The sequence below is a fragment of the Streptomyces pseudoechinosporeus genome (assembly GCF_054783935.1).
Genome location: NZ_BAAGPS010000091.1, coordinates 30,369 through 55,422, shown reverse-complemented (window position 1 = coordinate 55,422; position 25,054 = coordinate 30,369). Strand labels below are relative to the sequence as shown.

General features: G+C 70.5%; 23 protein-coding genes. 17 read left to right on the top strand and 6 right to left on the bottom strand.

Annotation, left to right across the window (positions count from 1 at the left end; genetic code table 11):
• The first annotated feature begins 23 nt into the window (after positions 1 to 23).
• The 4 genes from ACYVO6_RS47090 (at position 24) to ACYVO6_RS47075 (ending at position 4,515) form a co-directional block, all read left to right on the top strand.
• Positions 24 to 740: an ANTAR domain-containing response regulator gene (locus ACYVO6_RS47090; RefSeq protein ID WP_461072780.1), complete on the top strand. Its 717-nt coding sequence runs from the start codon at positions 24 to 26 to the stop codon at positions 738 to 740.
• A 172-nt stretch (positions 741 to 912) separates the two neighbouring features.
• Complete coding sequence (locus tag ACYVO6_RS47085) at positions 913 to 2,106, top strand: hypothetical protein (RefSeq protein WP_461072778.1); 1,194 nt, start codon at positions 913 to 915, stop codon at positions 2,104 to 2,106.
• Between the two features lie 85 nt (positions 2,107 to 2,191).
• Entirely contained in the window at positions 2,192 to 3,427 is a 1,236-nt protein-coding gene (locus tag ACYVO6_RS47080) for an aminotransferase class I/II-fold pyridoxal phosphate-dependent enzyme (RefSeq protein ID WP_461072776.1), read from the top strand.
• Positions 3,424 to 4,515 (top strand): MBL fold metallo-hydrolase, encoded by a 1,092-nt coding sequence (locus ACYVO6_RS47075; RefSeq protein WP_461072774.1) that lies wholly within the window; start codon positions 3,424 to 3,426, stop codon positions 4,513 to 4,515. Before ACYVO6_RS47080 ends, ACYVO6_RS47075 begins: the two co-directional genes overlap by 4 nt.
• Before the next feature lie 34 nt (positions 4,516 to 4,549).
• Here the strand turns inward: ACYVO6_RS47075 and ACYVO6_RS47070 are convergent, their stop codons facing one another.
• Positions 4,550 to 5,164 (bottom strand): DedA family protein, encoded by a 615-nt coding sequence (locus ACYVO6_RS47070; protein ID WP_461072772.1) that lies wholly within the window; start codon positions 5,162 to 5,164, stop codon positions 4,550 to 4,552.
• Positions 5,161 to 5,934, bottom strand: coding sequence for an MBL fold metallo-hydrolase (locus ACYVO6_RS47065; RefSeq protein WP_461072770.1), 774 nt, complete (start codon positions 5,932 to 5,934; stop codon positions 5,161 to 5,163). Before ACYVO6_RS47065 ends, ACYVO6_RS47070 begins: the two co-directional genes overlap by 4 nt.
• Positions 5,935 to 6,018: 84 nt before the next feature.
• Here ACYVO6_RS47065 and ACYVO6_RS47060 point away from each other — a divergent pair, with 84 nt between their 5' ends.
• The 6 genes from ACYVO6_RS47060 (at position 6,019) to ACYVO6_RS47035 (ending at position 13,338) form a co-directional block, all read left to right on the top strand.
• The gene (locus ACYVO6_RS47060) at positions 6,019 to 6,444 is read left to right on the top strand and encodes a recombinase family protein (RefSeq protein ID WP_461072768.1); all 426 of its coding nucleotides are present in this window, start codon (positions 6,019 to 6,021) and stop codon (positions 6,442 to 6,444) included.
• A gap of 88 nt (positions 6,445 to 6,532) precedes the next feature.
• A complete protein-coding gene (locus tag ACYVO6_RS47055) occupies positions 6,533 to 8,698 on the top strand; it encodes a phage holin family protein (RefSeq protein ID WP_461072766.1) in 2,166 nt (721 codons plus the stop codon).
• Positions 8,699 to 8,835: 137 nt separating this feature from the next.
• Positions 8,836 to 9,261 (top strand): OsmC family protein, encoded by a 426-nt coding sequence (locus ACYVO6_RS47050; RefSeq protein WP_352368263.1) that lies wholly within the window; start codon positions 8,836 to 8,838, stop codon positions 9,259 to 9,261.
• Between the two features lie 189 nt (positions 9,262 to 9,450).
• On the top strand, positions 9,451 to 11,343 hold the full coding sequence (dnaK, locus tag ACYVO6_RS47045) for a molecular chaperone DnaK (protein ID WP_461072764.1): 1,893 nt from the start codon (positions 9,451 to 9,453) through the stop codon (positions 11,341 to 11,343).
• Positions 11,344 to 12,027: 684 nt separating this feature from the next.
• Complete coding sequence (locus tag ACYVO6_RS47040; protein WP_461072762.1) at positions 12,028 to 12,474, top strand: hypothetical protein; 447 nt, start codon at positions 12,028 to 12,030, stop codon at positions 12,472 to 12,474.
• Between the two features lie 312 nt (positions 12,475 to 12,786).
• Positions 12,787 to 13,338, top strand: a complete 552-nt coding sequence (locus ACYVO6_RS47035; RefSeq protein WP_461072760.1) for a hypothetical protein — start codon at positions 12,787 to 12,789, stop codon at positions 13,336 to 13,338.
• Positions 13,339 to 13,505: 167 nt separating this feature from the next.
• Here ACYVO6_RS47035 and ACYVO6_RS47030 read toward each other — a convergent pair whose 3' ends face one another.
• The gene (locus tag ACYVO6_RS47030) at positions 13,506 to 14,369 is read right to left on the bottom strand and encodes a helix-turn-helix domain-containing protein (protein WP_461072758.1); all 864 of its coding nucleotides are present in this window, start codon (positions 14,367 to 14,369) and stop codon (positions 13,506 to 13,508) included.
• 249 nt (positions 14,370 to 14,618) lie between these two features.
• On the opposite strand from ACYVO6_RS47030, the gene ACYVO6_RS47025 reads away from it, so the two are divergent.
• A complete protein-coding gene (locus tag ACYVO6_RS47025; protein ID WP_461072756.1) occupies positions 14,619 to 15,038 on the top strand; it encodes a hypothetical protein in 420 nt (139 codons plus the stop codon).
• A 17-nt stretch (positions 15,039 to 15,055) separates the two neighbouring features.
• Here ACYVO6_RS47025 and ACYVO6_RS47020 read toward each other — a convergent pair whose 3' ends face one another.
• Positions 15,056 to 15,886 carry a helix-turn-helix domain-containing protein gene (locus tag ACYVO6_RS47020; protein ID WP_461072754.1) on the bottom strand — a complete coding sequence of 277 codons (831 nt, stop codon included), beginning with the start codon at positions 15,884 to 15,886 and terminating at the stop codon, positions 15,056 to 15,058.
• 215 nt (positions 15,887 to 16,101) lie between these two features.
• Between ACYVO6_RS47020 and ACYVO6_RS47015 the strand changes: the two genes are divergently transcribed.
• Positions 16,102 to 16,407: a 4a-hydroxytetrahydrobiopterin dehydratase gene (locus ACYVO6_RS47015; protein ID WP_461072752.1), complete on the top strand. Its 306-nt coding sequence runs from the start codon at positions 16,102 to 16,104 to the stop codon at positions 16,405 to 16,407.
• 8 nt (positions 16,408 to 16,415) lie between these two features.
• Positions 16,416 to 17,156: a class I SAM-dependent methyltransferase gene (locus tag ACYVO6_RS47010; RefSeq protein WP_461073125.1), complete on the top strand. Its 741-nt coding sequence runs from the start codon at positions 16,416 to 16,418 to the stop codon at positions 17,154 to 17,156.
• Here the strand turns inward: ACYVO6_RS47010 and ACYVO6_RS47005 are convergent.
• Positions 17,113 to 17,601 (bottom strand): hypothetical protein, encoded by a 489-nt coding sequence (locus ACYVO6_RS47005; RefSeq protein ID WP_461072750.1) that lies wholly within the window; start codon positions 17,599 to 17,601, stop codon positions 17,113 to 17,115. The two genes, ACYVO6_RS47010 and ACYVO6_RS47005, sit on opposite strands and share 44 nt — an antisense overlap.
• Complete coding sequence (locus ACYVO6_RS47000) at positions 17,598 to 18,077, bottom strand: hypothetical protein (protein WP_461073123.1); 480 nt, start codon at positions 18,075 to 18,077, stop codon at positions 17,598 to 17,600. Before ACYVO6_RS47000 ends, ACYVO6_RS47005 begins: the two co-directional genes overlap by 4 nt.
• A gap of 74 nt (positions 18,078 to 18,151) precedes the next feature.
• On the opposite strand from ACYVO6_RS47000, the gene ACYVO6_RS46995 reads away from it, so the two are divergent.
• The 4 genes from ACYVO6_RS46995 (at position 18,152) to ACYVO6_RS46980 (ending at position 25,006) form a co-directional block, all read left to right on the top strand.
• Complete coding sequence (locus tag ACYVO6_RS46995) at positions 18,152 to 19,096, top strand: helix-turn-helix transcriptional regulator (RefSeq protein WP_461072748.1); 945 nt, start codon at positions 18,152 to 18,154, stop codon at positions 19,094 to 19,096.
• 91 nt (positions 19,097 to 19,187) lie between these two features.
• Positions 19,188 to 21,044: a rhamnogalacturonan lyase gene (locus tag ACYVO6_RS46990; RefSeq protein WP_461072746.1), complete on the top strand. Its 1,857-nt coding sequence runs from the start codon at positions 19,188 to 19,190 to the stop codon at positions 21,042 to 21,044.
• Between the two features lie 173 nt (positions 21,045 to 21,217).
• Positions 21,218 to 24,304, top strand: coding sequence for a family 78 glycoside hydrolase catalytic domain (locus ACYVO6_RS46985; protein WP_461072744.1), 3,087 nt, complete (start codon positions 21,218 to 21,220; stop codon positions 24,302 to 24,304).
• An 87-nt stretch (positions 24,305 to 24,391) separates the two neighbouring features.
• Positions 24,392 to 25,006: a dihydrofolate reductase family protein gene (locus ACYVO6_RS46980; protein ID WP_461072742.1), complete on the top strand. Its 615-nt coding sequence runs from the start codon at positions 24,392 to 24,394 to the stop codon at positions 25,004 to 25,006.
• Positions 25,007 to 25,054: the final 48 nt, after the last annotated feature.

Here is a 25,054-nt window from a genome sequence, read left to right as displayed (position 1 = left end):
CCGCAAGGTAAGGAGGTGAAAGCATGCCGGACACCGAGCACATCGGCCATCTGGGCACAGAGTCCCCGGAGTCCGCGCTTCCCGCTCGTCGGCTTTCCGAACTCGCCGAGCAGGCCGTGCGCTGCACCAGCGACTGCTGCGGCGCGAGCACCACTGTTTCCAACGGTGGCACGGAGCGGCCGGCCGCGGTGACCCATCCCGATCTGGCGGGCCTCGTCTCGGTCCAGCTCCGCTCCGGCGAGGGGCCGATCCCCGTCGCCGTGGACGGCGGTGAAACCGTCGAGACGGGCGACCTGCTGCGCGTGGAGCGCTGGCCGCAGTACCGGGCCGTGGCACTCGACGCGGGCGTGCGCTCCTGCGTCACGATGCCCTTCCGACGCGCCGGACTGACAGTGACCCTCAGTCTCTACAGCTTCCGCCCGGACGCCCTCGAGGACGCCTCGCACGGTCCCGCCCGGGCCCTCGGCGACCTGGCCGCGAGCAGTCTCGTACGCGACCGCTCCTACCGCGCCGCGCTCACCGAACTCGACCAGTTGGGCGCCGCGTTGCGCACCCGGCCCGTGGTCGACCAGGCCTGCGGCATCGTCATGCATGTGCTGGCCTGCGACGCGGACGCGGCCTTCGCGGTGCTGCGCCGAGTCTCGCAGGGCACCAACCGCAAGCTGTCCGATGTCGCCGCGTCCCTCGTCGAGACCCGGGGACGCGGCCTGGAAAAGGAACTGATGTCGCTGGCGGACTGAAGGCTCTGCGCCGTCACCCGCTCGGGCGCCCGCATGGCACGAATGGTGCCCGGCCACGCGCGCCCCGGCGACGGCCGGGCTCTGATGGGCTACGGGGCACGAAGGCTGTGCCCCTCCTCCGCCGCCCCCGCGCCGCGGAAGGCCCCCGCCTTCGCCCGAAGGAGCCCATTCCATGCGCCGCACCGCCCGCGCCCTGTCCACCACCGCTACCGCCGTCGCCGCGGCCGCCGTCCTGGGCACCGCCGCGTCGGCGGCGATTCCGGTCGGAGGGCCGGGCAGGGTTCCGGCCGGGGAGAGGGGCAAGGTTCCGGTGGAGGAGCCGGTCATGGTTCCGGCTGAGGCGCGGGCCATGGCTCCGGCCCAAGAGAGGGCCCCACTTCCGGCCGGTGAGTGGGCCAGGGCCCCGGCCGAGCCGGCCAGGGGTTCGGCTCAGGCGCGGGCCAGGGTCCCGGTCGAGCCGGTCATGGTCGGGGCCGGGAAGCGGACCAGGATTCCGGCTGAGGAGCGGGCCAGGGTTCTGGTCGGGGAGCCGGTCATGACCCGGGCCAAGGAGGGGGCCAAGGTCCCGGTCGGGGAGCCGGCCAGAGGTCCGGCTCAGGAGCCAGGCATGGTTCAAGCCGAGGAACGGGCCATGGCTCCGGCCCACGAGCGGGCCACAGTTCCCGCCGATGAGTCGGCCACAGGACCGGCCCGGGTTCCGGAGGAGGAGCCGTCGGATCCGCCTCCGATTCCGGACGAAGAGCCGTCTGAGGAGTTGGCGGAGGAGCCGGCCGACAAGTGGGCCGAGGAGTCGCCCGGAGTGTCGGGCGAGGAGCCGGCCGACGAGTGGGCCGAGGAGTCAGCCGGGCCGCCGACCGGGGCGTCCGCAGCGGCCCCGGCCGCCGAGGTCAGCCCGCGCACCGTCGCCCCCGGCGACACCGTCACCGTCTCCGTGTCCTGTGGCGTGCTCGGCGGAACCGCGCCCAAGAGCATCGACGCCCACTCGCAGGCCTTCGAACACGGCACCGCCAAGCTGCACCTGGTCAAGGGCCAGGACGAGGCGGCGGGCCCCGCCTACCGCGGCACCGCCCGGATCGCGCCCGCCTCGCACTTCAAGGAAGGCGGACCCGACAAGGCCGGCCCCACCTCCGAGTGGAGCGTCGACGGCACCTGCCCGGCGCCGCCCGGCGGCGAGGAAGCAGAGTGGAGCGCGACGTTCATGGTGTCGCGAGACGGCTACCGCCACCCGCACGGGGTGCGCGCGGGCAAGGGCGGCGCGTTCACCGACTCCCCGGCCGCCCTCGCCGCCGGCGGCCTCCTCATCGCCGGTGCACTCGGCGCCGGCGTACACAAGCTGCTGCGCAGGGAGCCGTCGGTGAACCGTTGAGTTGATGACGCGTGACGGTGGGTACTCACAGCTCAGAGACACAACCGGCACCGTAGAGACCACGGATCACTGCGCGGAGGCAACCATGCGGCGGACGGATCCGGAAGGCCACGGCCCCGTCCGTTACGGCCCACCGCTGCCCGGTCAGGGGCTGCCCGTGCCGCCGGGCCTCGCCGCTGCGGCGGCCGGTGCGCACACCGAACCCACCGGCGGCGGCCCCCGGCTCCTGGACGCGGCCTGCGCCTACTGGGCCCGGCGCGGACTGCCCGCCGAGCGCCACCGCACAGCCGCGGCCCCCGGCGCCCCGGCTCTGCTCCTCGCGCTGACCGCCGCGCTCGGCGGCGACGTCCTGGTGCCGCGCCCGTGCGCCGCCTGGTGGCGCCCCACGGCCCGGCTGCTCGGCACCTCCGTGTTCCATGTGGCGACGTCCGCCGAGTGCGGTGGCGTCCCCGATCCGTACGCCCTCCTGGAGACCGTGCGCCGGGTGCGCGCCGAGGGCGGCGACCCGCGACTGCTGGTGCTCTCCGTCGCCGACGACCCCACCGCCACCGTCGCCCCGCCCGAAGTGGTCCACGAGACCATAGAGGCCGCCGCGGGCGAGGGACTGCACCTGATCAGCGACGAGACCTGGCGCGACACCCTGCACCAGCCGCACGACACGGTCCTGCTGAGCCCCGCCGAGATGCTTCCCGACCGGGTCACGGTGATGACCGACCTGGCCGGCCCGTTCCTGCCGCCCGGCTGGCCGGCCGCCATTGCCCGTTTCCCCGACAACGACACCGGCACCCGACTGCGCGACCGTGTCCTCGACGTCCTGACCGCGCTCGGCGCCCGCCTCGCGACGCCGGTCGCCGAAGCCGCCGCGTACGCGCTCGGCGAGCCCGGAGAAATCAGCCTGCGGCTCACCGAGTCCGTACGGCTGCACGCGCGCGTGGCCGCCGCCGCGCACCACGCCGTGGTGACGGGTGGCGCCCTCGCCCGGCCCCCGCAGACAGGGCGCCATCTGTACACGGACCTGGGCCCCCTGCGCCCCGCGCTCACCGAGTACGGCGTGGGCGACGCACAGGAACTGGAGGACTTCCTCACCGCCCGCCTCGGCATGCCCGCCCCCGGCGGCCACCGCTTCGGCGACGACCTCGGCGCCCTGCGCGTCCGCCTGGCCACCGGGCCGTTCCTCGGAGCAACGGACGAGGAGCGCATGGCGTCTCTCACGTCACCGGAACCTCTGGAATTGCCGCATGTGGAAAGCGCGTTGACCCTGCTGGGATCGGTCTTCGACGATCTCCGCGACGACGCCCGGCGATGGGAGTCCCCTCGATGACGCAGCAGTCCGAGTCGACCTCGACCACCACCACGTCCTCGTCCACCTCCTCATCCACTTCCTCGTCTACGGACGCCGATGAGCCGGTGTCCTCCTCCGTGCCCGCGGGCGGAACGGGAACGCCGCTCGCCGCGCCCCGCCCCCTCGGCGAGCGGCGGCTCTGGCCGAGGTCCTTCGCCGACCGGCTGACGGCCCCGCTGCCCGGCCTCAGCGGCTTCACACGCTTTGCCCGCGAGGGCGCTCTGCGGCCGGGGCCCGAAGGCCTCGCCGACATCCCCCGGCTGCCGTACGAGCCGGCCCCGCTGCCGCGTGTGGACGCGCAGACCGTCGCCGTCTCCTGGGCCGGGCACGCGAGCTGGGTGATCCGGATCGGCGGGCTCACGGTCCTCACCGATCCGGTCTGGTCCCGCAAGATTCTCGGAACTCCCGCCCGGGTCACGCCCGTTGGCGTGCCCTGGAGCGAACTGCCGCGCATCGACGCGGTCGTCATCAGCCACAACCACTACGACCACCTGGACGCCCCGACCCTGCGCAGGCTCCCGCGTGACACCCCCGTCTTCGTCCCCGCCGCGCTCGGCGGCTGGTTCCGGCGCCGCCGCTTCAGCCGTGTCACCGAGCTCGACTGGTGGGAAGCGGCTGAACTGGACGGTGTCCGCTTCGACTTCGTGCCTGCCCACCACTGGTCCAAGCGCAGCCTCCACGACACCTGCCGCACCCTGTGGGGCGGCTGGATCCTGACCGCACCCGACGGCCGACGGGTCTACTTCGCGGGCGACACGGGCTACGGCCACTGGTTCACCCGCATCGGCGACCGCTACCCCGGCATCGACCTGGCCCTCCTCCCGATCGGCGCGTACGAGCCCCGCTGGTGGCTCAGCGACGTCCACTGCGACCCGGAGGAGGCGGTCCGCGCGGCCCAGGACCTCGGCGCCCGCCGGATGGCACCGATGCACTGGGCCACGTTCGTACTGTCGGCGGAGCCGGTGCTCGAGCCGCTGACGCGGGTGCGTACGGCCTGGGAGCGGGCAGGCTTGGCCCGCGAGGACCTGTGGGACCTTCCAGTGGGGGCATCCCAGATCCTGGCCTGAGCGGTCCGTTCAGTCCGTGGCCTGAACAGACCGCTCAGGCCACGGACTTACGCATCCGGCGCCACACACTCGGCGCCCCACTGATCACCAGCGTGAGCACCACCGCGGCCACCACACCCTCCCAAGGCTCCTTGAACAGCGAGCCACCCAGGATCCCGATGAGCTGATACGTCACCGCCCACGCAAGGCAGGCCGGCACATCCCCCCGCGCGAACTGCCGCATCGGCATCCGCGCCATCAGACACGCCAGCATCACCGGAATCCGCCCCGCCGGAACCAGCCGCGACACCACCAGCACGGCCACCCCATGCGTATCGAGTCGCTCCTGCGCCTGCGCGAGCCGGTCTTCCGGGGCACGTGCACGCAGCGCCTGCAACCAGCGCGAGCCGTTCTTCGACCCCATCCCGCGCTTCCCGAGCCAGTACAGCGAAACGTCACCGAGGAAGGCCGCGACCGACGCCACCACGAACACCACCAGCAGCGAGAACGGCGCCGTCTGATGGAAGGCCACCACCGCGGCCGAACTCACCAAAGCCCCCGTGGGCACCACCGGTACCAGCGCCCCGATCAGCACCAGCAGGAACAACGAGGGATAGCCGACCGCCTGCTGGGTCGCCTCCGGCGGCGTGGCCGCCGCAGACAGGATCACCGCGCGACCTCCGGCCGTACGCTCTCGCCGTGCCCCAGCAGATGCACCGCCACCTCGGGCGCCCTCTCGCGCGCCAGGCGCATGAACTCCGGGCCCGGCGCATGGAATTCATGGGGGCGCACGGCGTCCATGCCGATCGGCCAGTACGTGCCGTAGTGCACCGGCACCGCGCTGCCCGGCAGCAGCCGGGCCAGCGCCTCGGCGGCCCGTCCGGCGTCCAGATGCCCCTCCCCGAGATACGGCCCCCAGCCGCCGACCGGCAGCAGCGCCACGTCGACGGGCCCGACCTCCTCCGCCATCTCCTCGAACAGGCCGGTGTCCCCGGCGAAGTACATCCGCCCCTCGCCCTCGACGACATAGCCGAGGGCGGGCGAACGATGCGGCCCGAGCGGCAGCCGCCGCCCGTCGTGCCGCGCCGGCACGGCCCGTACGACCAGGTCACCGACCCGTGTCTCGTCGCCCGGCGCGACCTCCGTGAGCCGTAGATGGCTGAGCCTGCGCAGCCCGGGCACGGCGCGTGTGGTGCCCCGCGGCACCAGCACCCGGGTGCCCGCGGCGAGCCGCGCCAGCGAGGGAACGTGCAGATGATCGGCGTGCAGATGCGAGACCAGAGCCGCGTCCGCGAGCGCCGCCTCGGGCGGGGGCGTAGCCCCGCGGCGCCGGCGCAGATGAGCGAGCCGACGGGCGAACAGCGGGTCGGTCAGCAGGCGCACGCCCGAGTCCTCGACCGTGCAGGTCGCGTGACCCCACCAAGTGATCTCCACCGGCACCCCCTTTGCTCCCTTCGCGCGACTCCCCCAGAGCCTACGGGCAGGAGTAGGGTCAGCGGCGAAACCGGAGGTGAGGGGGACACCATGGGAGACACGCACAGCGCCTCCGGCCTGCTTCGCGTCACGGCCATCGCCAGTCTGACGCCGCTCGAGGAACTGGACGCGGATCCCTTCCTGGTGGACTCACGCAGCCAGCACGCCATGTGCGCGCGCTGGGCCGCCGAGCGGGGGTACATCATCACCCGGGAACTCCTCGTACGCGGCCTTCGCCCCGACCACTGCGCGCTCTGGGAGGACGTCGAGGCGGGGCGCGTCGATCTGTTCGTCGCGCCCAGCCACCGGGTGCTGGAGCGGGCGCTCGCCTCGGTCGACGAGTTCACCGCCGAGTGCGCCCGGCGAGGCGTACGCATCGAGACGGTCGGGCACGCGGAACCGGCGTACGACGCGCAGATGAAGGCTCAGGTCCATCGTCGGCTGTCGATGCCGACGGCGGGGTACGACGGGCGCTGACCTCACACCCTCACGCCTCTACGCGACCACCCTTGCGCCCTCACCCGTTGTGACAGTGTGGGGGAGGCTTCAGCAGCGGGAGGTGGGCGTGGGCGACAGGCGATGGCGGCGGGTGGGCAGTGCCGTATGGCGGAGTATCGCGGTGTGGGCCGTCTCCACCGTCACCATGCTGGTGCTCGCCGGGATCCTGCCGGACTTCCGAATCCAGTCGGCCGACGGAGAGAGCGCCACCCGTATCACCGTCGCCGCCGCGGTCGGCGCAGGAGGCTTCGGTCTGCTCTCGGCCCTGGTGTGGCCCCTTCTCGTCCGCGCCCTGCTCCTTGTGCCCGCCCTCGTCCTCGGGCTGCTCGTCTTCTTCCTCAACGGCTCGCTGCTCCTCGTCGTCCTGCGCTTCAATCCCTCGGGACGGGGTGAGGTCGCCCCGGAGACCGCCGTCGTGGTGGCCGCGGTGATGTCCGCGGTCGCCTCCGCCACCGGCGCGGCCCTCGCGGTCCGGGACGACGACGCGTACCGGAGGAGGCTGTACCGCCTGGCCGACCGCCGTCGCACAGAGGAATGGGAAGAGGGCGGGCCGTCGACTCCCGGCACCGTCTTCATCCAGCTCGACGGCGTGGGACATGACGTACTGCTGGACGCGGTGGGGCGGGGCCTGATGCCCACGGTCGCCGCCTGGCTCGGCAGAAGCGAAGGCGAGAACAAGGGAGAGAGCAAGGGAGAGAGCAAGGGAGAGAGCAAGGGCAGACGTGACGGCGAGCGCGAGGGCGAGCGTGGCGCCGGGCGCCCTACCCACCGCCTCACCCTCTGGCGCACCGACTGGTCCAGCCAGACCGGCGCCAGCCAGCTCGGCATCCTGCACGGCTCCAACCACGACATCCCCGCCTTCCGCTGGTACGAGAAGGAGAGCCGGGAGGTGATGGTCTGCAACCGGCCCACCAGCGCCGCCGAACTCCAGCGCCGGGCCATCGAGCGCACCGGCGACGGCGGCCTGCTCACCCTGGACGGCGCCAGCCGCGGCAACCTCTTCAGCGGTGGCGCCGACCAGCTCGCCCTGGTGCTGTCCGTGGCGGCGCGGCGGGGGAAGGAGAACCGTTCGCGGGCGGGCTACTTCGCGTACTTCAGCGACCCCGCCAACGCCGTCCGTACCGCCATGTCGTTCGTCGCCGACGTCGGCCGCGAGATCGGCGAGTCCACCCGCGCCCGCCTCAGGAAGCAGCGCCCCCGCGTCAAACGCGGCGGCCTGTACCCCTTCATCCGCGCCTTCGCGACCGTCGTCGAACGGGACGTCGTCGTCGCCGCCGTGATCGGCGACATGCTCGCCGGACGCGCCGCGGTCTACGCGGACCTGGTGGCGTACGACGAAGTGGCCCACCACTCGGGCCCGTACAGCCGCGACGCCGAGAAGGTCCTGGGCCGCCTGGACCGCTCGCTTGCCCTGATCGCGAAGGTCGCCGAGCACGCCCCCCGCGCGTACCACATCGTCGTCCTGTCAGACCACGGCCAGAGCCCCGGCGAGACCTTCCGCGCCCGCTACGGACTGGCCCTCGGCGAACTCGTCAGGGCTGGCTGCGGCCTGCCCGTGCCCCGCAAGGCGCAGCGCACGCACAGCGGCGCCGAGGCCCGGGCCACCGTACGGGCCGCGCTGCACCGGCCCGTCGAGGAGGGCGGCGAACAGCACCGCCCGTCCCGCCGCCGCTCGGAGCCCATCGTGCTGGCGTCGGGCAACCTGGGCCTGGTGTCCTTCCCGGACGTACCGCACCGGATGAGCCGCGAGGAGATCGACGAGCGCCACCCGGCCCTGCTGTCCACGCTCGCCAACCACCCAGGCATCGGCTTCGTCCTCGTCAGGAGCGAGCGGCACGGCGGCCTCGTACTCGGTGCGCACGGCGTGGAGATCCCCGTGGACGAACTGGAGGAGAACCCGGGCCCGCTCGCCGACTTCGGCCCCGCCGCGGCAGCCGCCGTACGCCGCACGCACTCCTTCCCGCACGCCGCCGACATCATGGTCAACTCCTCCTACGAGCCCCAGGACGGCGAAGTCCTCGCCTTCGAGGAGCAGATCGGCTCCCACGGCGGACTCGGCGGCGCGCAGGGCGAGGCGTTCCTGATGTCGCCCCTCGACCTCTCGCCTCCCGTAGAGGGAGGGGCGGAACTCGTCGGCGCCGAGCAGGTGCATCGCGTCCTGCGGCGCTGGCTGCGGGAGGCCGCAGGCCCGCAGATCCCCTTGCCGGCTCGCCGCGACCAGCGGGCGGCCTGACGGGAGCCCGGGCAGATCCCGCCGGGTGCTTACCTGCCGTTCAACCGCTCTTGACCGGACCCTTCGACCGCACCGGGCACGGATGTGATCGGATGGGGCGTACGGACCGATCCAGGGACCCATCGAAAGGACACATCGTGGCAACCACGCGTACCGCACACACCGTCTGGGAGGGCGAACTGCTCAAGGGCAGCGGCACCGTCGCCTTCGACTCCTCCGGCATCGGTTCGCAACCGGTGTCGTGGCCGTCGCGGGCCGAGGCCGCGAACGGAAAGACCAGCCCGGAGGAGCTGATCGCCGCCGCCCACTCCAGCTGCTTCTCCATGGCCCTGTCGCACGGTCTGACCGGTGCCGGCACCCCGCCCACCCGCCTTGAGACCAGGGCCGACGTCACCTTCCAGCCCGGCGAGGGCATCACCGGCATCCACCTCACCGTGGTGGGCGAGGTGCCGGGCCTGGACGCGGACGGCTTCGCCGCGGCGGCCGAGGACGCCAAGAAGAACTGCCCGGTGAGCCAGGCCCTCACCGGCACCACGATCACGCTGAGGGCTGGGCTGGCCTGACCGCCTGCCCGATCCCTTTAAGCACGTCTGTAAGCACTCAGTACGCACCTCGATGCCGCGCCTCCCGCAGGGCGCGGCATCGTCGTTTACGGGTGCTGCGTAGGCGTTTCCGGGGTACCTGGTGTTGACAAGAGCGCACTCAAGTTTTGTGCTGGAGGGCGGGAAGCGCCCGGGTGGAAGGGGACGAAGATGGCACGAGCGGTCGGGATCGATCTCGGTACCACGAACTCCGTGGTGGCCGTCCTGGAGGGCGGTGAGCCCACGGTCGTCGCCAACGCCGAGGGCGCGCGGACGACGCCGTCCGTCGTGGCCTTCGCCAAGAACGGCGAGGTCCTCGTCGGCGAGGTCGCCAAACGGCAGGCCGTGACGAACGTCGAGCGCACCGCGCGCTCCGTGAAGCGGCACATGGGCGACGCGAGCTGGCGCTTCCCGGAGAAGGGCGACATCGACGGCACCCGCTATCGGGCGCAGGAGCTGTCGGCCCGTGTGCTGCAGAAACTGAAGCGGGACGCCGAGGCGTATCTCGGCGAGGACGTCACCGACGCCGTGATCACCGTGCCCGCGTACTTCGACGACGCACAGCGCCAGGCCACCAAGGAGGCCGGTGAGATCGCGGGCCTGAAGGTGCTGCGGATCATCAACGAGCCGACGGCCGCGGCCCTCGCGTACGGGCTCGACCGCGGCGAGGAGCAGACCGTCCTGGTCTTCGACCTGGGCGGCGGCACCTTCGACGTCTCGCTCCTGGAGATCGGCGAGGGCGTCATCGAGGTGAAGGCCACCAACGGCGACACCCACCTCGGCGGGGACGACTGGGACCAGCGGATCGTCGATTACCTCATCAAGCGCTTCAAGGGGTCGTACGGCATCGACCTCGGCAACGACAAGATGGCGATCCAGCGGCTGCGCGAGGGCGCCGAGAAGGCCAAGATCGAGCTGTCCTCCTCCACCGAGACGACCATCAACCTGCCCTACATCACCGCGTCCGCCGAAGGCCCGCTGCACCTCGACGAGAAGCTGACGCGCGCCCAGTTCCAGGAACTGACCAGCGACCTGCTCGACCGCTGCAAGAACCCCTTCCACCAGGCGGTCAAGGACGCGGGCGTGAAGCTCTCCGCCGTCGACCACGTCATCCTCGTGGGCGGCTCCACCCGGATGCCCGCGGTGACCGAACTGGTCAAGGAACTCACCGGCAAGGACCCGCACAAGGGCGTCAACCCCGACGAGGTCGTGGCCCTCGGCGCGGCCCTCCAGGCGGGCGTCATCCGCGGTGACGTGAAGGACGTACTCCTCCTCGACGTCACCCCGCTGTCCCTGGGCATCGAGACCAAGGGCGGCATCATGACGAAGCTCATCGAGCGCAACACGACCATTCCCACGAGGCGTTCGGAGATCTTCACCACCGCCACGGACAACCAGCCCTCGGTCGGCATCCAGGTCTTCCAGGGCGAGCGCGAGATCGCCGCCTACAACAAGAAACTCGGCGTCTTCGACCTCACAGGTCTGCCGCCCGCGCCGCGTGGAGTGCCGCAGATCGAGGTCGCCTTCGACATCGACGCCAACGGAATCATGCACGTCTCGGCGAAAGACCTCGCGACGGGTCGCGAGCAGAAGATGACCGTCACCGGCGGCTCGGCCCTCCCCAAGGACGACATCGACCGCATGATGCGCGAGGCGGAACAGTACGCCGACGAGGACCGCAAGCGCCGCGAGGCGGCCGAGACCCGCAACCAGGCCGAGCAACTCGTCTACCAGACCGAGCGTTTCCTCAGGGACAACGAGGAACGGATCCCGGCCGACACCAAGTCGGAGGTGGAGTCCGCGATCACCGAGCTGAAGACGCTGCTGGAGTCCCGCGACGGCGCTGACACGGCTGCCCTCCGCACCGGGGTCGAGAAACTGGCCTCGGTCAGCCAGAAGATGGGCCAGGCCATGTACGCCCAGACCCAGCAGACTCCTCCGGAGGACCAGCAGCCCGGCACCGAACAGCCCACGACGAACGCCTCGGACGAGGAGGGCGTGGTCGACGCGGAGATCGTGGACGACGAGAGGGAGGGCGGGGACAAGAAGGGGGGCGCGGCGTAGGTCTGGGTCCGCACCACCCAGCCCGTCGTGGGGGAGCTTCAGGAGTCAGCGAGCCACGACAGGTACAGACTCTTGTCCCGTGCGTGGGCGTCGTCGTACCGAGCGAGCGCGGTTTCGGAAACGGGGACCGCGCAGCGTAGCTCCGTCCAGCACCGGCCGGTCATGATCTGTAGCTCGATCTCGTCGACCCACGTCACCCAGTCCGGTTGCGGAGCGTCGCCGATCCGGGGCTCTCTCCCGCTGCGGGTGGCCCGCGGCGTCAGTGGTACCGGCGTGCTGCCCACGCCCCGGCGAAGAAACACATCAGGACCAATCGTGGTCCTCGCACCGGTCCTCAGCTTCAGTGAGACACACAGGGAGGCTCGCGGTCTTTGACAGGCGTTTAAGGGGTGATTCAGGGGTGGTGTCAACATCCGACACGCTTCCGACGGCCCGAAGGGTGAAGGGCCACCGGTTCATTCACTGAGCTGGCCTAATTTCCTCGTTGAGTTGCCCGTAATTGCAGCCATTTGATGGCGCATCAGGGAAGTCCAGAATGCCCACCAGATGTCCACGCATACATCTGGTTGGCCGCTGCACGTCACCCGTTAGAGGTATTCGAGGTGCCGTTGGAGATTGACCTCAGTAGGTTCATTCCCAGATCGGCAGCTCAGTCGATTTCCCTGAAAGAAGGAGAAAACTGAAATGCAGACGCGTACCGTCGCCCTGATAGCCGCCTCTGTAGCCACAGCGGCCGTGACTGTCACCGGCGTCACCTATGCCTCCGCGGCCGGTTCCTCCCCCGAGTCTGCCTCGTCCGTCCGGGAAGCTGTCCGCCCTGCCTCGGCTCCCCTCGGTGGCAGCAGCGAGATAAAGGACAACTACGGGCACAAGAAGGACGGCGGCGAGATCCAGATCAACGAGCGGACGTACTCGGCCGACCCGGGAGCGTGCGTCGCCGTGGTCAGCCCCATCGCTGTTCCCGGCGGTGTCCCCGGCAGCTACAACGTCTCCAACACCACCGCCAGGACCGTTCAGTTCTTCAACGGGCCCAACTGCAACGCCGGCGCTCCCGTTGCCGTGGTCGGGCACAACGCCACCGCCTTCGGAGTCCTCGACGGGGTGGTGGGCAGCTTCCGCGTGGTCGACTGAGGGAACCCGCGACAACGACCGGCCCCGAAGAAGTCACCGTGGGATGTGACTGTCCCACCAATGCGTCACCTGGACCCCCGGCCCGCCGTAATCGGGCCGGGGGTCCGGCGCAGGGTATTTCCTTCAGGCGGAAATACCCGGCTGGGGTCGTTTCATAATACGCGCCCATCCCGTAGTGATCGCAAAGACACGCGGTAATACGGCTGAATGGTGGCCGGCACGGTCCTTTGGTCGAGAATCGGCGCGTTGTATCGGAAAGTGCGATCGACTGACGTCAATGTGGAATCACTACTGGACGAGTGCGGGAGTGCCATGGCTGTGCTGTTGACGTTTGTCAGACGACTGAAAAGTCCTGCCGGTGCACCGCATATCGACGGCGAGATGCTGCGCCGGCTCGATGGCAGCGCCGCACGTGCTCGTTACTGGGTGAAGAGAACGCCAAGAGAAGCGATTCATCTGCTGCACAGGGCTCGCCTGTACAACATCGCCGCGGCCGCACTCAGCATCATCACAGGGCTCCTCGCCTGGCCGGTCATTGCCGACGGTTCTCGCCTCACCGCCCAGGTGGTGGTTTCCACGCTGTCATGCCTCGCCGCGGTGACCATTGCTGCGCCCTACGCAACTGGCCTGCACGACCGCGCTGAGGAATCCATCAAGGTCTGCGGAGAGTACGGAGCGATCTACGGTGAACTGCTCCGCGCACAGGGCCGGCTCGGCACGCAACCCACCACACAACCGCGTGTCACAGAACTCATCCAACAGTTCGACGACGTGACCACACGCAAGGATGCCCTCAGACTTGCCGCACCAGCCCAGGGCTCCGACCAAGCAGCCGGTGAGCATCCCTCGTCCCATGGCCAATAGGACTCTGAACCGCCTGAGTCGTCCTGTCCCGGCTACCGTCCCCGGCTGATCGCTGCACTCCGCAAGCTGGACGAGTACCGGGACCTGCGCCGCTGAGTCCGTACAGGCCCCCGTCGTGTGCCGCACCGTGGTGCATGGCGGGTGCCGGGGCGAGAAACCCCGGCGCCTCAGAAGTCGTCGCGGCGCCGCTCGATGAGCTGCATCGTGCGCTGCGTGGTGGCCGCGCGGGTCGTCATGTGGTCGAGTACCTCGAGGTGCGCGGCGACCTCCCGGCGCGAGTCGAGATACAGAGCCCCGGTCAGATACTCGCTGTAGACCATGTCCGGCAGCTCCGGCTCCGCGAAGCGGAACAGCGTGAAGGGCGCGTACGTCCCCGGATGCGGCCCGTGCGCGAACTCGGCGATCTGCAAGGTGATGTTGTCGCTCTCGGCGACCACCAGAAGCCGCTCCAGTTGCTCCCGCATCACCTCGCCCCGCATGCACACCGGCCGCAGCAGGACCGTTTCGTCCATGATCACCCACAGTCGGGGCGGATGTTCGCGGGTCAGCAGCTTCTGCCGCTCCAGCCGCAGCGTCACATGCCGTTCGACATCGGCGGGCCGGGTCTGCCCGACCGTGCCCGCCTCCAGGACGGCGCGCGCGTAGTCCTCGGTCTGCAGCAGTCCGGGCACGAAGTGCGGCTCGTACGACCGGATCAGCGAGGCCGCGCCCTCCAGGCTCACATGCAGACTGAACCAGTCCGGCAGCACGTCGTGGAAGCGCTGCCACCAGCCGGGCTGATTCGCCTCCTCGGCCAGCGACACGAACGCCGCGATCTCGTCGTCGGGCACGCCGTACGTCGACAGCAGCACCTGTACGTACGGGATCTTCAGCGCGACCTCGGCCATCTCCATCCGCCGCACGGTCGCGGCCGTGACGCGCAGGATCTGGGCCGCCTCGTCCCGCCGCAGGCCGCACGCCTCGCGCAGTTCCTGAAGTCTTCTTCCCAGCACCACCTGACCCACGGTCGGCGCCGGCCGCCGTTCACTCACGCCACGCCTCCCCACGCGCCGAGCAACGCAAGAAGTCTGCCACGTTCCCGGCCGACCCTCACGAGAACGGGCGCCCCTCATTACCTCTCGCGTAATCGACCATCGCCCACACCCCCGGCATGGTGGGCGTACCGGGTCCCGGGCCGGCGCACTCCGGTCCGGGACCCGGGTCCCACCGGTCCGCCCGGACCTCGACCCGTCCGGACCACGACCCACCCCATCCCGACCTCGACGGAGGCTGATTCCGCCATGTCCGCAACCCAGCTCGCCGCACTGGCCCGCACCACCGAGCCGCACACCATGCTGCGCCGCTTCCTGGCGCTCGACGCGGCCGGGACCGGTGCGAACGGCATCGCCTACCTCGTCGCGTCCGGCCCGATGGGCCGGCTGCTCGGCCTCGACTCGGGGCTGTTGCTCGCACTCGGCGTGTTCCTCACGGCGTATGCGGCGGGTGTCGGCCTGCTGGCCTCGCGCCCACAGCCGCCGGTCCTCCCGGTGCGGGCGGTGATCGAGATCAACCTCGCCTGGACGGCCCTGAGTTTCATCGCACTCGCCGCCTGGCTGTCACCGAGCACCGCGGGGACGGTGTACATACCGGTACAGGCGCTGGTCGTGGCGGGGTTCGCGCTGGTGCAGTACGCGGCACTGCGAGCCGTCCAGAGGAGCTGACCGGGGCTGCCTGAGCGTCAGGACATCAGCGACTGAAGGTACTTGACCGTCACAGGGTCGGCCGGGAGCAGCGTCTCGATGGCCAGCTCGGCGACGGTCACGTCCATGGGAGTGTTGAACGTCGAGATGGACGAGATGAAGGACAGGACGCGGCCGTCGTGCTCGATCTGCAGGGGCAGGGCGAAGTTGAACGGCTCCACGGGTCCTTCGCCGGTCTCCGGGGAGGCGTGTTCCTCCGGGGAGGGGTACGGATACGCCGCCACCTCCTCGTACAGCGCGCGCAACGCATCCGAGCGGCGCAGCGCGATGTCCCGTTCCATCTGGGCCAGCAGATGGCCGCGCCATTCGCGCAGGTTGCGGATCCTGGGCGCCAGGCCCTCCGGGTGCAGCGTCAGCCGTAGTGCGTTCAGCGGAGGAGCGAGCAGGTGCTCGGGGAGGCCGTCGAACAGCATCGCGATGCCCCGGTTGGCGGCGACCACGTTGTACGTGGCGTCCACGACGAACGCCGGGTAGGGCTCGTAGCCCTGGATCAACCGCTCCAGGCCCTCCCGCAGCGCGTCCATCGCCGGGTCGTCCAGCGGGGTCTCCGGATAGTGGGGTGCGTAACCGGCCGCCAGCAGAAGGGAGTTGCGCTCCCGTACGGGGACGTCGAGATGCTCGGCGAGGCGCAGCACCATCTCCTCGCTCGGGCGGGAGCGGCCCGTCTCGATGAAGCTGATGTGCCGCGCCGAGGACCCGGCCCGCAGCGCCAGCTCCAGCTGACTCACCCGGCGCTGCTCGCGCCAGCCGCGCAACAGCGGCCCGATCCCACGGTCGGCGGAGGCGTTGGCGTTCGGGGCAGTGGCCATACGACGACCGTAGTCGAGGCCCGGTCCCGGGCCGACATCGGAGTGACGCGAGAGAATGGAGGGACGAGTACGACAGGGCGCTGCCCGCCGGTGATCTCACGGCCGAATGTATACGCCGCCGACCGCCGGGCAACCGCCTGACCAGGCCCGGAATAGTCCGGCTGTGGCACGCTGAGAGAACCGGACGTTACGGGACGACGGAACGGAGCACAGCCATGCCCCTCGAACCGCTCTCGCAGAAGGACATCGAGGAACGGCTCGCCGAGCTGCCGGGCTGGTCGCTCGACGGGGACCGGATCGCCCGCTCGTACCGGCTCGGCTCGCATTTCGCGGCGGCCGCGATGGTCGTGCACATCGCGCAGGTGCAGGACGAGCTGGACCACCACTCCGACCTCACCCTCGGCTACCACTCCGTCTCGCTCACCGTGAACACGCACAGCGTGGGCGGCAAGGTCACCGAACGGGACTTCGAGCTGGCGCGCCGGGTCGAGGAGCTCGCCGCCGGGCACGGTGCGCGTTGAGCAACCTGGTGTTCGACTACAACGAGGAGGCCGAGCGGTACGACGCCTCCCGTGGCGGCGAGCCGCGTGCCGCCGAGGCCGCGAGTGCCGCACTCGGCCTGCTCCCCGAGTCCGCGCGCAGCCTCCTCGACCTCGCCTGCGGCACCGGCACCGTGACCCGGCGCCTGGCGGCGGCCGGCCTCGACGTGACGGGAGTCGACGCCGCGAACGGAATGCTGAGCCGGGCCGCCGCACAGGTACCCGGCCGCCTCGTACGCGCCGACTGCCGCCAACTCCCTTTCCCCGACGCCTCGTTCGATGCGGTCTCGGCGATCTGGCTGCTGCATCTGCTGGACGACGCGGCCCTCGTGGTAGCCGAGGTGGCCCGTGTCCTGCGGCCGGGCGGCGTCTTCGTCACCACCGTTGACAAGGCCGCCGCCCACGACGTGGGCAGCGACATCGACGCCGTCATGGCCCCCCGCCCCCGCCGCGTCGCCCTCGACGAGCCCGGCCTGGTGTCGCGCTTCGCCACCGACAGCGGCCTGATCCCGGCGGCTCGCTCGACCTTCCGAGGCCGCGGCCAGGGCCGCACCCCGGCCCAGGCCGCCGCCGACGTACGCCGCGGCTGGTACATGCTCCTCCGCCCCGGCGCCCCCCTCACCGAACAGTTCGCGTCCCGCCTGGAGGAACTGCCGGACCAGCATGTCCCGCGCCCTGAACCGGAGTTCAAGCTCCGCTCGTTCCGAAAGCCGGGGCCGCACACCGTGTGAAGTCCATGACCCAGTTGGTCACCCACGTCTTCTCGCCGTCCACCGAGAACGCCTGTTCCCAGCGGGCGGTGGTGCCGGAGAGCCCCGACCACACGAACCGCACACGCACGTCCTTGCCGTCGTGCCTGTCGTCCCCGAAGAACTCGCCCCGCCCGCCGAGGAAGTGACCGATCACCGGCGGAAACAGCCTGCCCGTGCGGCTGGCCGACCAGTTCAACGACCACTCCCTGGTCTCCTGGTCGAACAGCCGCAGTGTCAGCCCCTTCCAGCCCTGGCTCGGTATGTCCATCTCGTCGATGTTGGCGGCTCCGTCGAACAAGCTCCAGCAGCGGTTTGTCGCCGGAAACTCCTCCCAGTCGCTGTCCGGGTCGAGGAAGTCGGTTCGGCGGCGGTTGAGGACCTGCCACTCGCCGTGGAAGAAGTCGAAGTCGTGCGCGCTGCTCATGAGAGGTCTCCAGTCGTGCCCTCGGGCAGTGAGTCCGCGAGGTATCCGTCCAGGTCAGGGGTATCGGGCATGAGCACGTGGCGTACCCAGGCGTCGCGTTCGTGCAGGATCGGTGGCAGCTCCCACACACAGCCGATCCACGGCAGGTCGGGGGTGACGAAGTGCGTCGGGTCGCGGTCCGGACAGCCGAGGACCGGCTGGCCCGCCGAGGCGCCCCGGAAGTGCAGAACGTTGTCCCACACCCAGCTGTACGCGTTGAGGTACGCGCCGTCGTCGCCGCCCCGGTGCAGCACGACGAACGTCGCGGGCGGTGTGTTGTCCGGCTCAGGAAGCAGCTTCGGCAGGATCATGTACGCCGCCTCCGCGACGTCGGGCGCGATGCCCGCCGGGTCCGCGGTGACGTGGTAACGCTTGATCCGCCGCCCCACCACCTCGATCGGCGGCGGCACGGTCAGAAGCTTCTCCGCGAAGGCCACAGAAGGTGTCATGGCAGGAAGCTAGACCCGCTTCACTGACACCTTCTGTCAGTGAAGTCTGAGATCGTGACCGAGTGAAATCGGCCCGGCTCGTCTCCATCCTCCTGCTCCTCCAAACACGAGGACGGCTCACTGCCGCTCAGCTCGCCGAGGAGCTCGAGGTTTCGGTGCGCACGATCTACCGGGACGTCGAGTCGCTGAGCGCCGCCGGTGTCCCGCTGTACGGCGACGCCGGCCACGCGGGCGGATACCGACTCCTCGACGGCTACCGCACCCGCCTCACCGGACTCACCACCGAAGAGGCCGAGGCCCTGTTCCTCGCCGGCGTCCCCGGCCCCGCCGCCGAACTCGGGCTCGGCTCGGTCCTCGCCGCCGCCCAGCTGAAGGTCCGCGCGGCCCTCCCGCACGAATTGCGCGAGCACGCCGACCGCATCAGCGGCCGCTTCCACCTGGACGCGCCCGGCTGGTACGCGGAGGACGACGAGGCCCCGTACCTCCCCGCCGTCGCCGACGCCGTCTGGAACAGCCACGTCCTGCACGTCCGCTACCGCCGCTGGCGCGAGCCCACCGACGTGGAACGCCGCCTCGAACCGTACGGACTCGTCCTCAAGGCGGGTCGCTGGTACGTGGTCGCCGGCCCGGGACCGCGTACGTACCGCGTCGACCAGATCCTCGAACTGGCCGTATCCGGCGAGGAGTTCACCCGCCCCGAGGGTTTCGACCTTGCCGCGTACTGGACCGCGTACCAAAGGGACTTCCACGACCGGCTGCACCGTGGCGAAGCGGTGGTCCGGCTGGCTCCGGGAGTGCGGCTGACCGGCGCCGCGGGCCGTGCCGTCAAGACCACCGGCCGTACCGACGCGAACGGCTGGACCCGTGCCACCCTCCCCATCGAGTCGATCGACCACGCCCACGGCGAGTTCCTGCGCCTCGGCGCGGACATCGAGGTCCTCGAACCGGCCGAGCTGCGGGAACACATCGCGCGGACGGTCACCGCACTGGCCCGCACGTACCTGTAGAGAGCGCTTGCCCAAAGGCGGCAACTCCCGTACCCCCGGCGGCGACTGAGGAAGTGGAACCCCTCTGCCCCCACCCAGGAGGTACGTCACCGTGCGGTACCCGCATCGCAGACGCAAGAAGATCCGCCTGCTGCTCGCCACCGTCGTCACCGGGACCCTGGCCGCCGCCGGGATCACCGCGTTCAACGTAAGTTCGGCCGAGGCCGCGGTCGCCCGACAGGTCGAGGGACTCGACCGGGGCGTCGTCAGCGTCCACACCGGCAGCGGCAATCTGGTCAGCTGGCGCTGGCTCGGCACCGACCCGGGCAACGTGTCCTTCAACGTCTACCGGGGCGGTACGAAGGTCAACTCGACCCCGATCACCGGCTCCACGAACTACTTCCACTCCGGCGCCCCCAACTCCGCCGACTACACGGTCCGCGCGATCGTGGACGGAGTGGAGCAGGGCGACTCCGTGCACGCCATCCAGTTCCGCAGCGGATACAAGGACGTGCCGATCACGCCCCCGGCGGGCGGTGACGGCTACACCTACGAGGCGAACGACGCCTCCGTCGGCGACCTGGACGGCGACGGCGCCCTCGACTTCGTACTGAAGTGGCAGCCGACCAACGCCAAGGACAACTCGCAGTCCGGCGTCACCGGCAACACCATCGTCGACGGCATCAAGATGGACGGCACCCGCCTGTGGCGTATCGACCTGGGCCGCAACATCCGCTCGGGCGCGCACTACACGCAGTTCCAGGTGTACGACTACGACGGTGACGGCAAGGCCGAGGTCGCCATGAAGACCGCGGACGGCACGCGGGACGGCACCGGCGCGGTGATCGGCAGCGCGTCCGCCGACCATCGCAACTCCGGCGGGTACGTCCTGTCCGGGCCCGAGTTCCTGACCATGTTCAACGGCCAGACCGGCAAGGCGATGCAGTCGGTCGACTACGTCCCGGCGCGCGGCAACGTCGCCTCGTGGGGCGACTCGTACGGCAACCGCGTAGACCGCTTCCTCGCCGGCACGGCCTACCTGGACGGCGAGCGGCCCTCGCTGATCATGGCCCGCGGCTACTACACACGTAGCGTGATCGCGGCCTGGGACTGGCGCAACGGCCAGTTCACGCGCCGCTGGACCTTCGACACCAACTCCTCGACCAACACCGGCAAGGGCTACGACGGCCAGGGCAACCACAGCCTGTCCATCGCGGACGTGGACGCCGACGGCAAGGACGAGATCGTGTACGGCGCGATGACCGTGGACGACAACGGCTACGGGCTGTGGACGACGAAGCTGGGCCACGGTGACGCGGGCCATGTCGGCGATCTCAACCCGTCCCGCTCGGGGCTTGAGTACTTCAAGGTGTCCGAGGACAGCTCCAAGCCCGGTTCCTGGATGGCCGACGCGCGCACCGGACAGATCCTGTGGCAGACCGCCTCCGGCTCCGACAACGGCCGCGGCGTCTCCGCCGACATCCACGCGGGCTCGGCCGGCGCCGAGTCCTGGTCCGCGGCCGACACCACGCTCCGCTCACCCAGCGGAGCCTCGCTCGGCCGCGAGCCGTCCAGCATCAACTTCGTGAACTGGTGGGACGGCGACACCACCCGCGAACTCCTCGACGGCACCCGCATCGACAAGTACGGCACGAGCGGTGAGACCCGGCTGCTGACCGGCGCCTCCGTCGCCTCCAACAACGGCACCAAGGCGACACCGGCGCTCTCCGGCGACATCCTCGGCGACTGGCGCGAGGAGGTCGTCTGGCGCACCGCGGACAACACGGCGCTGAGGATCTACTCGACCCCACACGAGACCAGTACGAAGATCACCACCTTGCTGCACGACCCGATGTACCGCGTCGCGCTGGCCTGGCAGAACACCGCCTACAACCAGCCGCCGCACCCCAGCTTCCACATCGGCAGCGGCATGGCGACAGCTCCTCGCCCGACCGTCCACGCACCCTGACGGCCCGGCACACCTGAAGCATCGGAGGGGTCCCGCAACCGCCGCGGGACCCCTTCCGTACTGCCGGAATACTCCCCACGGCGTACGCACGAAGCCTTCCCCGACCGGACGCGGCACGGAGCGCACGTGGCAATCATCTGCTGCGGAGACCACTGCAATCGGGGAGGATCACCATGACGGGAATCCGTCGCAGAACCGTCCTGGGCACGGCGGCCGGCGCCGCCGCGCTGTCCGCCGTCCCGTTAGGGACCGCCGGTACCGCCCGGGCCGACGAGGGGCAGGGCATCCGGCCTGTCGCGCTGACCACCGAGCATCTGGCCGACCCACTCGGCATCGATGTCGCCGCGCCACGCCTGGGGTGGAGGCTTGAGGCGGCGGGCCAGGGCCGACGGCAGACGGCGTACCGGATCGTGGTCGCCGGCAGCCGGGAGTCGGCGGCCCGGGGGCGGGGAGATGTCTGGGACTCGGGCCGGGTCGAGTCCCCGGAGCAGTCGGCGCGGAAGTACGCCGGGCCGCCCCTGAAGTCCCGTACGCGCTACTTCTGGGCCGTCCAGGCATGGGACGAGTCCGGGCGGCCCGGGCCGTGGAGCGAGGTCGCCCGGTTCGAGACCGCGATGCTCGCCGAGAAGGACTGGGCAGGCGCCCGGTGGATCGGCTCAGGAGTCGAGATCCCCAAGCCGACACGGACACTGTCGCCCATGCGCTTCACAGCAGCCGAGCTCAAGACCGGGCACACGCTCGGCCAGACCTTCGCGACGGCGGGACCCCTGGCAGCGGTGGCCGTCTATCTGACCGGGGACGACGAACGCCCCGGCGGCTGCACCATGACCCTGCGCCGCGAAGGGCCGACGGGTGAAGTGATCGGCCACCGCACCGTGTCGGGCATCGGCGGCGAGACACAGGGGCGGCTCGACCTCGACGCACCGGCGGACCCCGGTACGTACTACGTCGAACTGTCGACCCCGAGCGGCACCGTGGAGTGGCAGTCAGTGGCCGACGACGTGTACCCGGACGGCACGGCGTACACCGACGGCAAGGCGGTCCCCGGCGACCGCTGGGTCTACGGGCTGCCGCCGGACCCGCCCGCCGACCCGCTGCTGCGCCGGGAGTTCGAGGTGCCGGGCCGGGTGGTCTCCGCCAGGCTGTACCTCGTGGGCCTCGGGCACGCGGTGGCGTGGGTGAACGGGAAACGCGTCGGCGACGCCGTGCTGTCCCCGGCCGCCACCGACTACGACATCCGCGCGCTCTACACCGCCCACGACATCACCGACCACGTCCGCGAAGGCCGCAACGCCCTCGGGATCGCCCTCGGCCGCGGTTTCTTCGCCACCCGCGAGGCCGACTCGGACGGCAGCAACCTCGCCCGCTGGATCGCCGAACCCCGGCTGAGGGCACGGTTGGAGGTACGTCTGGAGGGCGGACGCACGGTCACCGTCGGCAGCGACGCGGAGTGGTCGCTCACCGAGGGACCGACGACGTACGACGGCGTCTACACCGGAGAGTCGTACGACGCCCGCCGCGCCCAGCGGCTCGCGGGCTGGACCGAGCCGGGCTTCGCCGCCGAGGGCTGGCGGACCGCGAAGGTGGTGAAAGGACCCGGCGGGCGCTTGCAGGCGTACGCCGTCGAGCCGATCAGGGCGCACGAGCCGGTCAAGCCGGTCGCGGTGAGCCAACCGGCCGACGGGGTGCGGCTGTTCGACTTCGGAGAGGTCGTCGCAGGCTGGGTCAGGCTGCATGGACGACTGCCGGTCGGCACGACCGTGCGGATCTCCTACGGCGAGAAGCTCAGCCCTGAGGGCCGTATCGACCATGGCCCACCCGGAGGGATCAACAACCCGTCGGTGGTCGGCCGTTTCCAGGTGGACGGGTTCACCGCGGCTGGGAGCGGCACGGAGACCTGGGAGCCGTCCTTCACCTACAAGGGCTTCCGGTACGCCGAGGTGAGCGGGACGGACAGCCCGCTGGAGATCGTCGCGGTCCCGGTCTACAGCGACGTCCCGGACACCATGGACATCGAACTGGACCAGCCCGTGCTCCAGTGGATCGCCGACGCCTTCACGCGGACCGCACGCAACGGACTGCACGGGCATCCCGACATCACGCCGTTCAGCAAGATGGGCTGGCTGGGCGCGAACCACCTGTCGGCGCAGCCGATGCTCTACCGCTTCGGCATGGCCGGGGTGTACGCCAAGTGGCTGGACGACATCCGCCTCGGCCAGGCCGACAGCGGGGAGCTCCCGATGGTCGCGCCGCAGGGCACGGTGGCCGGCGGGGCGGTGCAGGTGCCGACGTACACCGGCGTGTACCCGTATCTGGTCCGCCGCTACTGGCTCATGTACGGGGACAGGACCGTCCCGGAGAAGCACTTCGAGGCGGTGGCCCGCTATCTCGCTTGGCAGCTGGGCCAGCTGGAGGACGGACTCGCAGACGACCAGTTCGGCGACTGGTACGCGCCGGGGCGCATCCAGGACCCCCGCGGGCCGGAAGGGTCTCAGCTGGTGGCCACCGCGGCGGTGATCCACGCCCTGCGCGAGGCGACCGAGCTCGCCGAACTGCTGGGCCGGGACCAGCAGGCGCGTGCCTGGCGGATGCGCACGCGTCAGCTCGTACGCCGGTTCAACTCGGCGTTCCTGGACACCTCGGCCGGTGTCTACCGCACCGACGTGCCCGCCGGATACCGGCAGACCAGCAACGCGGTGCCGCTCGCGATGGGGCTTGTGCCCGAGAAGAACGTCGCCGAGATCGCCGCGCACCTCGCCGCCGACGTGGAGGCGAAGGACCGGCATCTGAACACCGGCTCGATCGGCACGGCAACGCTGCCGTACGCCCTGACCGACCACGGCCATGCCGGCCTGGCACTCGCTGCGCTCGCCCAGGAGACCTACCCGGGTTACGGCTACTGGCGCAGCCTCGGCGCCACGACCTTCTGGGAGAACTGGGAGCGCACCGCACGCGCGCACAACGACTCCACACTCAGCTCACCGGTGTCCTGGCTGGTGGAACGCGTCCTCGGCGTGGAGCCCGTCGAGCCCGGCTGGGCCCGCTTCAAGGTCGCCCCCAAGGCGTTCGGTGACCTTCCCGGCGCCCGGCTGGCGCTCGACACCGTCCGCGGCCGGATCGAGGCGGCCTGGACCCGCCGCGACGACGGCATAGAACTGCGCGTACGGGTCCCGGTCAACGCGGTCGCGGAGGTCACGCTGCCCGGAGAACGGATGCGCGAGCTGGGCTCCGGCACCCATCGCCTGACATCGGCACGCTGAGCACCGATGATTTCCTCCGGCTCCAGCCGTCTAAGAGACAACTGAACTTCACCGATCACCACCGACCACCTCTTCGGAAGGAACATGATGAGGAAGATCACCGCAGGCCTGTTCATCTCGCTCGACGGCGTCGTAGAGGCCCCCGACCAGTGGCACTTCCCGTACTTCGACGACGACATGGGGGCCGCCGTCGGCTCGCTGTTCGACGGGGTCGACACCATCCTGTTCGGTCGCAAGACGTACGACAGCTTCGCCGGGGCGTGGCCCGAGCGTGAGGCAGAGGGCGGGGAAGACGCCGGCTTCGCCAAGATCCTCGGCGACACACGCAAGATCGTGGCTTCGCACCAGAAGCTCGAGTTCACCTGGCGGAACTCCGAGCAGCTCCAGGGCGACCTCATCGAGAGCGTCACCGCGCTGAAGAACGAGCAGGGCGGGGTCATCTCCCTGAGCGGCTCGATCTCCGTCGTCCGCCAACTGCTGGCCGCCGGCCTCCTGGACGAGCTGCACCTGCTGGTCCACCCGATCGCCGTACGCCACGGAATGCGGCTCTTCGACGAGGCCGAGACCACGATCCCGCTGCGCCTGCTCTCTTCGAAGACCTTCGGGTCCGGCGTACTGCACCTGGTTTACACCCGGGCCGAGTCCACCGGCGAGGGCGGCTATGAAGAGGCCAAGGCCCACCTGTCCCAGTCCGCGGAGTAGCGAGACCGCCGGCTCACCGCCCGGCCTGGCCCGCGCACACCGCGCAGG

What these genes read in the sequence shown, in the direction of transcription:
- ACYVO6_RS47090 (WP_461072780.1), top strand. Translation starts at nt 24, where the DNA reads ATGCCGGACACCGAGCACATCGGCCATCTGGGCACAGAGTCCCCGGAG.
- ACYVO6_RS47085 (WP_461072778.1), top strand. Translation starts at nt 913, where the DNA reads ATGCGCCGCACCGCCCGCGCCCTGTCCACCACCGCTACCGCCGTCGCC.
- ACYVO6_RS47080 (WP_461072776.1), top strand. Translation starts at nt 2,192, where the DNA reads ATGCGGCGGACGGATCCGGAAGGCCACGGCCCCGTCCGTTACGGCCCA.
- ACYVO6_RS47075 (WP_461072774.1), top strand. Translation starts at nt 3,424, where the DNA reads ATGACGCAGCAGTCCGAGTCGACCTCGACCACCACCACGTCCTCGTCC.
- ACYVO6_RS47060 (WP_461072768.1), top strand. Translation starts at nt 6,019, where the DNA reads ATGGGAGACACGCACAGCGCCTCCGGCCTGCTTCGCGTCACGGCCATC.
- dnaK (WP_461072764.1), top strand. Translation starts at nt 9,451, where the DNA reads ATGGCACGAGCGGTCGGGATCGATCTCGGTACCACGAACTCCGTGGTG.
- ACYVO6_RS47040 (WP_461072762.1), top strand. Translation starts at nt 12,028, where the DNA reads ATGCAGACGCGTACCGTCGCCCTGATAGCCGCCTCTGTAGCCACAGCG.
- ACYVO6_RS47035 (WP_461072760.1), top strand. Translation starts at nt 12,787, where the DNA reads ATGGCTGTGCTGTTGACGTTTGTCAGACGACTGAAAAGTCCTGCCGGT.
- ACYVO6_RS47025 (WP_461072756.1), top strand. Translation starts at nt 14,619, where the DNA reads ATGTCCGCAACCCAGCTCGCCGCACTGGCCCGCACCACCGAGCCGCAC.
- ACYVO6_RS47020 (WP_461072754.1), bottom strand. Translation starts at nt 15,886, where the DNA reads ATGGCCACTGCCCCGAACGCCAACGCCTCCGCCGACCGTGGGATCGGG.
- ACYVO6_RS47015 (WP_461072752.1), top strand. Translation starts at nt 16,102, where the DNA reads ATGCCCCTCGAACCGCTCTCGCAGAAGGACATCGAGGAACGGCTCGCC.
- ACYVO6_RS47005 (WP_461072750.1), bottom strand. Translation starts at nt 17,601, where the DNA reads ATGAGCAGCGCGCACGACTTCGACTTCTTCCACGGCGAGTGGCAGGTC.
- ACYVO6_RS46985 (WP_461072744.1), top strand. Translation starts at nt 21,218, where the DNA reads ATGACGGGAATCCGTCGCAGAACCGTCCTGGGCACGGCGGCCGGCGCC.
- ACYVO6_RS46980 (WP_461072742.1), top strand. Translation starts at nt 24,392, where the DNA reads ATGAGGAAGATCACCGCAGGCCTGTTCATCTCGCTCGACGGCGTCGTA.